Genomic DNA, 8,471 nt, shown 5'->3' on the forward strand with positions numbered 1-8,471 from the left:
CGACACCCGCCGGCGTTTTGACAAAGGCGGCGAAGCCTTCTACGACCAGATTTCCGCACTGCATAAATCCGTGCGCGGCTCCAACCCCGACGGCGCGTTGTACTGGTTTGCGCGGATGATCGACGGCGGCTGCGACCCGTTGTACCTGGCGCGCCGCGTAGTGCGCATGGCCAGCGAGGACATTGGCAATGCCGACCCGCGCGCCCTGAGCCTGTGCCTGGCCGCGTGGGAAGTGCAGGAGCGCCTCGGCAGCCCGGAAGGCGAGTTGGCGGTGGCCCAGGCCATTACCTACCTGGCCTGCGCGCCGAAAAGCAACGCGGTGTACATGGGGTTCAAATCCGCACTGCGCGCGGCGGCCGAACACGGTTCGCTGGAAGTGCCGCTGCACCTGCGCAATGCGCCGACCAAGCTGATGAAACAGTTGGGCTACGGTGACGAATACCGCTACGCCCACGATGAACCGGACGCCTATGCCGCCGGTGAAGATTACTTCCCTGATGACCTTGAGCCGCAACCGTTCTACCAGCCGGTGCCCCGTGGCCTGGAGCTGAAAATCGGTGAAAAGCTCAATCACCTCGCCCAACTCGACCGCCTCAGCCCGAAACAGCGGAGAAAGTAGTGCTCAAGACGATTCTTGCCGTGTCCGTAGCCGGCATCGCTGGTACATTATTGCGTTTCGCCACCGGGACTTGGGTCAGCGCCAATTGGCCAAGGCATTTTTATGCGGCGACCCTGGCGGTCAACCTGGTGGGGTGCCTGATCATCGGTTTGTTGTACGGCTGGTTCCTGTTGCGCCCGGAAGTGCCGATTGAAATTCGTGCCGGCTTGATTGTCGGCTTTGTAGGCGGTCTGACGACCTTTTCATCCTTTTCACTGGACACGCTGCGCTTGCTCGAAAGCGGGCAGGCCCTGGTCGCCTTCGGTTACCTGGGCATCAGCGTGTTCGGCGGGCTGCTCGCCACCTGGGCTGGCCTGTCCTTGACCAAACTTTGATAAACGAGAGACCGACATGCTCGATTCCAAACTGTTACGTAGCAACCTTCAGGACGTAGCGGACCGCCTGGCATCCCGTGGCTTTGCCCTGGATGTTGCGCGCATCGAAGCGCTGGAAGAACAGCGCAAGACCGTCCAGACCCGCACCGAAGCACTGCAGGCTGAGCGCAATGCACGTTCAAAATCCATCGGTCAGGCCAAGCAGCGCGGCGAAGACATCGCGCCGTTGATGGCGGACGTCGAGCGCATGGGCACCGAGCTGTCCGACGGTAAAGTCGAGCTGGAAGGCATTCAGACCGAGCTGGATTCGATCCTGCTGGGCATCCCGAACCTGCCGCACGAATCGGTGCCGGTTGGCGCAGACGAAGACGGCAACGTCGAAGTGCGCCGTTGGGGCACGCCAAAAGCCTTTGATTTCGAGATCAAGGACCACGTTGCGTTGGGCGAGCTGACCGGTGGCCTGGATTTCGAAACCGCCGCCAAGATGTCCGGCGCGCGCTTTGCCTTGCTGCGCGGCCCTATCGCTCGCATGCACCGCGCCCTGGCGCAGTTCATGATCAACCTGCACACCGCCGAGCACGGTTACGAAGAAGCCTACACGCCGTATCTGGTGCAGGCGCCGGCATTGATGGGCACCAGCCAGCTGCCGAAATTCGAAGAAGACCTGTTCAAGATCAGCCGCGACGGCGAAGCCGACCTGTACCTGATCCCGACTGCCGAAGTGTCGCTGACCAACATCGTGGCCGGCGAAATCCTCGACGCCAAGCAACTGCCGATCAAGTTCGTGGCCCACAGCCCGTGCTTTCGCAGTGAAGCCGGTGCGTCCGGTCGCGATACGCGCGGCATGATCCGCCAGCACCAGTTCGACAAGGTCGAGATGGTGCAAGTGGTCGAGCCGTCGACCTCCATGGAAGCTCTGGAAGGCCTGACCGCCAACGCCGAGCGCGTCCTGCAACTGCTGGAGCTGCCGTACCGCGTACTGGCGCTGTGCACTGGCGACATGGGTTTCAGCGCCGTGAAGACCTACGACCTTGAAGTATGGGTGCCGAGCCAGGACAAATACCGCGAGATTTCGTCGTGCTCCAACTGCGGTGATTTCCAGGCCCGTCGCATGCAGGCGCGTTTCCGCAACCCGGAAACCGGCAAGCCGGAACTGGTGCACACCCTCAACGGTTCGGGCTTGGCCGTAGGCCGCACCCTGGTGGCTGTGCTGGAAAACTACCAGCAGGCAGACGGTTCGATCCGCGTACCTGAGGTGCTCAAGCCGTACATGGCGGGCGTTGAGGTCATCGGCTAAATGGAATTTCTGCCGCTGTTTCATAACCTGCGCGGCAGTCGTGTGTTGGTCGTCGGTGGCGGGGAGATTGCCTTGCGCAAATCCCGGCTGCTGGCCGACGCCGGTGCGTTGCTGCGGGTGGTTGCTCCCCAGATCGAAGACCAGTTGCGTGAACTGGTGCTGGGCAGTGGCGGGGAACTGATTTTACGCGGTTACCAGGAGGCCGACCTTGACGGCTGCACCCTGGTGATCGCGGCCACGGACGACGAGCCGCTGAACGCGCAAGTGTCCAGTGAGGCCAAGCGCCGTTGCGTGCCGGTCAATGTGGTGGACGCGCCAGCCTTGTGCAGCGTGATCTTCCCGGCGATTGTCGACCGTTCACCGTTGGTGATCGCGGTGTCCAGCGGCGGCGATGCGCCGGTGCTGGCGCGGTTGATCCGGGCCAAGCTGGAAACCTGGATTCCGTCGACGTATGGACAATTGGCCGGGCTGGCGGCGCGTTTTCGTGCCCAGGTCAAAAGCTTGTACCCGGACGTGCAGCAACGCCGTGCGTTCTGGGAAGAGGTTTTCCAGGGCCCGATTGCCGACCGCCAGTTGGCCGGGCAGGGCGCCGAAGCCGAGCGTCTGTTGATCGAAAAGGTCAACGGTGCGCCGCCTTATGCGCCTGGCGAAGTGTACTTGGTGGGTGCAGGTCCGGGTGACCCTGACCTGCTGACCTTTCGCGCGCTGCGCCTGATGCAGCAGGCCGATGTAGTGCTGTACGACCGCCTGGTGGCGCCGGCGATCCTTGAGCTGTGCCGTCGTGATGCCGAGCGCGTGTACGTCGGCAAGCGCCGCGCCGACCATGCGGTGCCGCAAGCCGAGATCAACCAGCAATTGGTGGATTTGGCCAAGCAAGGCAAGCGCGTGCTGCGCCTCAAGGGTGGCGATCCGTTCATCTTTGGGCGTGGTGGCGAAGAGATCGAGGAGCTGGCGGCCCACGGCATCCCGTTCCAGGTGGTGCCGGGCATCACCGCCGCCAGTGGCTGCGCGGCGTATGCCGGGATTCCGCTGACTCACCGTGACTATGCGCAGTCAGTGCGGTTTATCACCGGGCATTTGAAAAACGGTACCTCGGACCTGCCGTGGCATGACCTGGTTGGCCCGTCGCAGACCCTGGTGTTCTACATGGGTTTGATCGGTTTGCCGATCATCTGCGAACAGCTGATCAAGCATGGCCGTGCCGCAGATACTCCGGCGGCACTGATCCAGCAGGGCACCACGTCCAACCAGCGCGTGTTTACCGGCACCCTGGCGGACTTGCCGCGCATGGTAGCGGAGCATGAAGTGCATGCGCCGACACTGGTGATCGTCGGTGAGGTGGTGGTGTTACGTGAGAAGCTGAAGTGGTTTGAAGGCGCTCAGTCGCAGGTTTAGGGCTTAAAAGCATCGCGAGCAAGCGCGCTCCCACAGTTGAATATGATCACCTGTGGGAGCGGGCTTACCCGCGATGAGGCCCTCAAAAACAACCCATAACTCGTATCAATTCCACACGCCTTCGCCGTTAAGGCTCGCTCGATCATGCGGCGCATCAAATGCCTGCGCCGGCCCCTTCGGCACAATCCCGGTCGGGTTGATCGTGCGATGGCTTGCGTAGTAATGCCCCTTGATATGCGTAAAATCGACCGTCTCGGCCACGCCCGGCCACTGATACAGCTCCCTCAGCCAGTTCGACAGGTTCGGATAATCGGCAATACGGCGCAGGTTGCATTTGAAGTGGCTGTAATACACCGCATCAAATCGGATCAGCGTGGTGAACAGCCGTACATCGGCTTCGGTCAGGTATTCACCGGCCAGGTAACGGCGCTCACCCAGATGCCGTTCCAGGTGATCCAGCTCGGCAAACACATCATCAAACGCACTTTCATACGCCTGCTGCGAGGTGGCGAAGCCTGCGCGGTACACGCCATTGTTGACGGCGGGGTAGATACGCTCGTTCAACGTGTCGATGGTCGAGCGCAGCGGCTCGGGGTAGAAGTCCAGGGTGTTGCCGGTCAGCGCGTTAAACGCACTGTTGAACATGCGGATAATTTCCGCCGATTCGTTGCTCACGATGCGGTTAAGCTTTTTGTCCCACAGCACTGGCACAGTCACGCGCCCGGTGTAGTCGGCAGTGTCGGCGGTATAGCGCTGATGCATGAAGGCAAAGTCGTCGAGCGTGTCGCCGGTTGAGCCGTGAGCCTTGTCGAAGGTCCAGCCGTTTTCCAGCATCAGCCAGCTGACCACGGACACGTCGATCAGGCTTTCCAGGCCTTTGAGCTTGCGCATGATCAAGGTGCGGTGCGCCCAAGGGCAGGCGAGAGACACGTACAGATGATAACGACCGGCCTCGGCCTTGAAACCGCCTTCACCGCTCGGGCCGGGTTGGCCGTCGGCGGTTACCCAGTGGCGGCGCTGCGCCTGTTCGCGCTGGAACGCGCCGTCTGCGCTACTTTCGTACCACTGGTCTTTCCAGTGTCCTTCGATTAGCAAACCCATGACTGGCTCCTTGGCTAATAAGCGTTGGAGCCCAGTCTAAAGGGATGAGTTCGAACTAAAAGCGCAAAGACCGGGCGGTAATGATCGATTAAATCGATTTGTCCCGTGCGTCCCAGTAGCGCTGTGCCCGTTCAAAGGCCTCTTCCCGTGGGTGGCCCAGGCCGCGCAAGGCCAGGGCCATGGTGGCGATCAGCGCCAATTGCGGATAACTGTCTTCGACGTCGCCGCGCCACAGCGCTTTTAAGTGCTCCGGCTCCAGGGTCGCGGGTTTGACGTGGCGCTGGGCGGAGAGGGCGGGCCACTCTTCGTCCCAGCTTTCGCCGCCGGTGGTGCCGTACAAGTGGCTCGCCGAATCGGGGTTGATCTCGACCTCTCCGCCGTCGCCCTTGACCACGATCACAGTGTCGCCGAGCAAGCCACTGGCATCGCGGTGCACGCCCTGGTAACCGGGGTGGAAAATGCTTTGCAGGCCGCAACGCGCACTCAGCGGGTTGAGCAAGCGTGCCAGGGAGTGAATCGGCGAGCGCAGGCCCAGGGTGTTGCGCAAGTCAATCATGCGCTGCAATTGCGGCGCCCAGTCGCCCAGCGGGATAAACGCCAGGTTGCCGTGCTCGAACGCGGTTTCGACCTGCTGCCAATTGCGGCACAGCGGAATCTGCAAACCTTCCAGCAATTGCTCGGTGTACAGCCGCCCGGCCGTGTGCGCGCCGCCGCCGTGCATCAGGATGCGCACACCGTTTTGCGCCAGGCACTTGGCCGCCAGCAGGTACCACGGCAGGTGGCGCTTCTTACCCGCGTAGGTCGGCCAGTCGATGTCGACGTTCAGCGCCGGGGCGTTGAGGCGTTCGCGCACGGCTTCGGTAAAACCGGCGAGCTCTTCCGGGCTTTCTTCCTTGTGGCGCAGCAGCATCAGGAAGGCGCCGAGCTGGGTGTCTTCGACCTTTTCATCGAGCAGCATGCCCATGGCTTCGCGGGCTTCCTCACGGGTGAGGTTGCGCGCGCCGCGCTTGCCTTTGCCCAAAATGCGCACGAACGGTGCGAAGGGGTGCTCGGCAGGGGTTTCAAGGGTCAGCGGGGCAAAGTCGGTCATAAGCAATTCGTCGGCCTGGGCAGGCCCGCCAGCTTGGCGGCGAGTTTGGCGGGAGTGCCGTTGAACAGTGTATTGAGGTGCAGGCTGTTGCCCTTTGCCGGGCCCAGCTTCAAGGCGGTGTACTTGATCAGCGGGCGCGTGGCGGGGGACAGCTGGAATTCGGCATAGAACCCGCGCAATAGCTCAAGGATTTCCCAGTGGTCCGGGGTCAATTCGAGTGGTACGGCGGCGGCCAAAGCGCCGGCGACTTCCGTGGACCATTGGTTCAGGTCAACGAGGTAGCCGTCCTTGTCCAATTCGAGGGTGCGTTCGCCTACGGTCAGGGTGTTCATAGCCAGGTGTTGACCTTGTCGTAGTCGATCGACAGTTGCACAAAACCTGGGTAGTCGACGCTGTCGGCCCAGTCTGGCAGCGGCAGATTGCGCGCCTGCATGTCTTCGGCCAGCACAAAGACCTTTACGCCCTTGGTCTGCAAGGCCGTGTTATGCAGCCCGTAGGCGCCGTCGCCGCATAGCAGGATCGCGTCCGCAGCGCCACACACGCGCAGGCAACTGGCGAGGCGGCTGTCGGTAAACGGAGAGTGGGACACCACATGTAAAGTCGACATCAGAGGGTCATCACCTGGTCGTAACGGTCAATCAGCGTGGAGATTTCTTCGCTGCTCAAGGGTCGGGCGCTGGCGGGGGTTGCCAGCCCGCGTTCGGCGAGGCTGTGGCGACAGGCGAAGACGTCATCAACGCCAAACAGGCCCAAGGCCTGGAGGTTGGCGCTGAGGTCTTTTTGCTGCACCGCTTTCGCGTCTTGATGGGGCGCCAGCTGAAACACGCCGTCGTCCAGAAACAGCAGGCCAATCGGCAGATCGAACGCGCCACCGGCCAGTACGATGTCCAGCGCTTCACGCGCGCCCGGCCCGGACCACGGCGCCTGGCGGCTGATGACTAACAAGGATTTGGACATGTCACGGCCCTCCAAAGCAGATCAGGCGGTCGGCGGCCTGGGCGGCGTCGTGCAACTGGCCAAGGCCGGACAGCGCCCACGGTGCGTCCAGGTTGACTGCGCTGCGTTGATAACGCGTGGCTTCTTCGCTGTTAAGCACGCCACGGCGCAAGGCCGCGGCGATGCACACTACGCCGTCGAGCTGATGCTGGTTGACCAGCTCGCGCCATTGGCGGGCGATGTCTTGCTCATCCTGGGGCGCAACGATGTTATTGGCGGCGCTGTAGACGCCATCCTGATAGAAGAACAGCCGCACAATCTCATGCCCGCCGGCCAACGCCGCCTGGGCGAACAGCAAGGCGCGGCGCGAGGAGGGTGCATGGGCGGCGCTAAACACTGCAATCGCAAACTTCATGGAACACTCTGCAAGCAAACGTGGGCCAATGATAAAGCCGCCGCCGCGAAAAAGCCCGCCGTGATCAAAACGGTCACTGTCGCTGATCGTTCTGACGATTGCCCACAAGCGCCAAGCCCGCCTACGCTGTGGGCATTCCAAACCCAAATGGAGTTTTCATGCCCGGTCCCTTGGCGTCGCTTAAAGTGCTGGATTTCTCCACCTTGCTGCCTGGCCCGTTTGCCTCCCTGATGCTGGCGGACATGGGCGCCGAGGTGCTGCGCATCGAATCGCCGACGCGTATGGACCTGCTGCGCGTGCTGCCGCCCCACGATCAGGGCACGTCGGCGAGCCATGCCTACCTCAACCGCAACAAGCGCAGCCTGGCCCTGGACCTCAAGCAGGCCGAGGCGCTGGCGATCGTGCGCGAGCTGGTCAAGGACTATGACATTGTCCTTGAGCAGTTCCGCCCCGGGGTGATGGAGCGCCTGGGCCTGGGTTACGAAGCACTGAAAGCGATCAATCCCGGGCTGATTTACGTGTCGATCACCGGCTACGGCCAGACCGGCCCTTATAAGGACCGTGCCGGGCACGACATCAACTACCTGGCATTGGCAGGCGTTTCCAGTCACACCGGGCGCCAGGACAGCGGGCCGTTGCCGTTGGGCGTGCAGTTGGCCGACGTCGCTGGTGGCTCACTGCATGCGGTGGTCGGCTTGCTCGCAGCCGTCATTGCGCGCCAGCAGAGCGGCGTCGGCCAATACCTGGATGTGAGCATGACCGATTGCTCGTTCAGCCTGAACGCCATGGCCGGCGCCGGTTACCTGGCCTGTGGGGTCGAGCCGGATCGGGAGACCCACGTGCTGAACGGTGGGAGTTTTTACGACTATTACCGCACGCGCGACGGGCGCTGGATGTCGGTGGGCAGCCTGGAACCAGCGTTTATGCAGGCGTTGTGCGCAGCCTTGGGAAGGCCGGAGCTGGCGGCGCAAAGCCTCAAGCCCGAGCACCAGAAGGCCCTCAAGCAGGCGCTGCAGGTCGAGTTTGAAGCGCACAGCTTCGAGGAGCTGTGCGCGCTGTTTGCCGGGGTGGATGCGTGTGTCGAGCCGGTGTTGAGCGTGAGTGAAGCGGTGCAGCACCCGCAGTTAAAGGCACGCGAACTGGTCAGCCAGGTGCCGCGGGGCGATGGTTCGACTCAGGCGCAAATCGCCTGCCCGTTGAAGTTTTCCGAGGGGTTGCCACCGCCCAGGCATATCGGGGCGGCG

The 8,471-nt window shown here is 62.5% G+C and carries 10 protein-coding genes and 1 pseudogene; 5 read left to right on the forward strand and 6 right to left on the reverse strand.

Annotated elements, in window-relative coordinates; genetic code table 11:
• The 4 genes and pseudogenes from WBB95_RS15825 to cysG all read left to right on the forward strand — a co-directional run.
• Positions 1-619, forward strand: a pseudogene (locus WBB95_RS15825) (recombination factor protein RarA); the annotation flags it as partial.
• Positions 619-993, forward strand: a complete 375-nt coding sequence (gene crcB / locus WBB95_RS15830) for a fluoride efflux transporter CrcB (protein WP_177013857.1) — start codon at positions 619-621, stop codon at positions 991-993. The pseudogene WBB95_RS15825 and the gene crcB, both read left to right, overlap by 1 nt.
• A gap of 16 nt (positions 994-1,009) precedes the next feature.
• Positions 1,010-2,290, forward strand: a complete 1,281-nt coding sequence (gene serS / locus WBB95_RS15835) for a serine--tRNA ligase (RefSeq protein ID WP_424488447.1) — start codon at positions 1,010-1,012, stop codon at positions 2,288-2,290.
• Positions 2,291-3,685, forward strand: a complete 1,395-nt coding sequence (cysG, locus tag WBB95_RS15840; RefSeq protein WP_424488448.1) for a siroheme synthase CysG — start codon at positions 2,291-2,293, stop codon at positions 3,683-3,685.
• A 105-nt stretch (positions 3,686-3,790) separates the two neighbouring features.
• Here the strand turns inward: cysG and WBB95_RS15845 are convergent, their stop codons facing one another.
• From WBB95_RS15845 to tusD, 6 genes are all read right to left on the reverse strand, one after another.
• Complete coding sequence (locus tag WBB95_RS15845) at positions 3,791-4,786, reverse strand: glutathione S-transferase family protein (protein WP_424488449.1); 996 nt, start codon at positions 4,784-4,786, stop codon at positions 3,791-3,793.
• A gap of 88 nt (positions 4,787-4,874) precedes the next feature.
• Positions 4,875-5,876 (reverse strand): glycosyl transferase family protein, encoded by a 1,002-nt coding sequence (locus WBB95_RS15850; RefSeq protein ID WP_424488450.1) that lies wholly within the window; start codon positions 5,874-5,876, stop codon positions 4,875-4,877.
• Positions 5,873-6,208, reverse strand: coding sequence for a TusE/DsrC/DsvC family sulfur relay protein (locus tag WBB95_RS15855; protein ID WP_424488451.1), 336 nt, complete (start codon positions 6,206-6,208; stop codon positions 5,873-5,875). The genes WBB95_RS15850 and WBB95_RS15855 overlap by 4 nt, the downstream gene beginning before the upstream one ends.
• Complete coding sequence (gene tusB / locus WBB95_RS15860) at positions 6,205-6,483, reverse strand: sulfurtransferase complex subunit TusB (RefSeq protein ID WP_424488452.1); 279 nt, start codon at positions 6,481-6,483, stop codon at positions 6,205-6,207. The genes WBB95_RS15855 and tusB overlap by 4 nt, the downstream gene beginning before the upstream one ends.
• Positions 6,483-6,833, reverse strand: coding sequence for a sulfurtransferase complex subunit TusC (tusC, locus tag WBB95_RS15865; RefSeq protein ID WP_424488453.1), 351 nt, complete (start codon positions 6,831-6,833; stop codon positions 6,483-6,485). Before tusC ends, tusB begins: the two co-directional genes overlap by 1 nt.
• A 1-nt stretch (position 6,834) precedes the next feature.
• Positions 6,835-7,227, reverse strand: a complete 393-nt coding sequence (gene tusD, locus WBB95_RS15870; RefSeq protein ID WP_424488454.1) for a sulfurtransferase complex subunit TusD — start codon at positions 7,225-7,227, stop codon at positions 6,835-6,837.
• Between the two features lie 158 nt (positions 7,228-7,385).
• Here tusD and WBB95_RS15875 point away from each other — a divergent pair.
• Positions 7,386-8,471 (forward strand): CaiB/BaiF CoA transferase family protein (locus WBB95_RS15875; RefSeq protein WP_424488455.1); only part of this gene is annotated, 1,086 nt, incomplete at its 3' end.

The sequence above is a fragment of the Pseudomonas sp. genome, assembly GCF_049645325.1.
In the GTDB taxonomy this organism is placed as follows: Bacteria; Pseudomonadota; Gammaproteobacteria; order Pseudomonadales; family Pseudomonadaceae; genus Aquipseudomonas.

Excerpts from the sequence above, each read along its gene's own strand:
- cysG (WP_424488448.1), top strand. The coding sequence starts at position 2,291 with ATGGAATTTCTGCCGCTGTTTCATAACCTGCGCGGCAGTCGTGTGTTG.
- WBB95_RS15855 (WP_424488451.1), bottom strand. The coding sequence starts at position 6,208 with ATGAACACCCTGACCGTAGGCGAACGCACCCTCGAATTGGACAAGGAC.
- WBB95_RS15845 (WP_424488449.1), bottom strand. The coding sequence starts at position 4,786 with ATGGGTTTGCTAATCGAAGGACACTGGAAAGACCAGTGGTACGAAAGT.
- tusD (WP_424488454.1), bottom strand. The coding sequence starts at position 7,227 with ATGAAGTTTGCGATTGCAGTGTTTAGCGCCGCCCATGCACCCTCCTCG.
- WBB95_RS15850 (WP_424488450.1), bottom strand. The coding sequence starts at position 5,876 with ATGACCGACTTTGCCCCGCTGACCCTTGAAACCCCTGCCGAGCACCCC.
- tusB (WP_424488452.1), bottom strand. The coding sequence starts at position 6,483 with ATGTCGACTTTACATGTGGTGTCCCACTCTCCGTTTACCGACAGCCGC.
- tusC (WP_424488453.1), bottom strand. The coding sequence starts at position 6,833 with ATGTCCAAATCCTTGTTAGTCATCAGCCGCCAGGCGCCGTGGTCCGGG.
- serS (WP_424488447.1), top strand. The coding sequence starts at position 1,010 with ATGCTCGATTCCAAACTGTTACGTAGCAACCTTCAGGACGTAGCGGAC.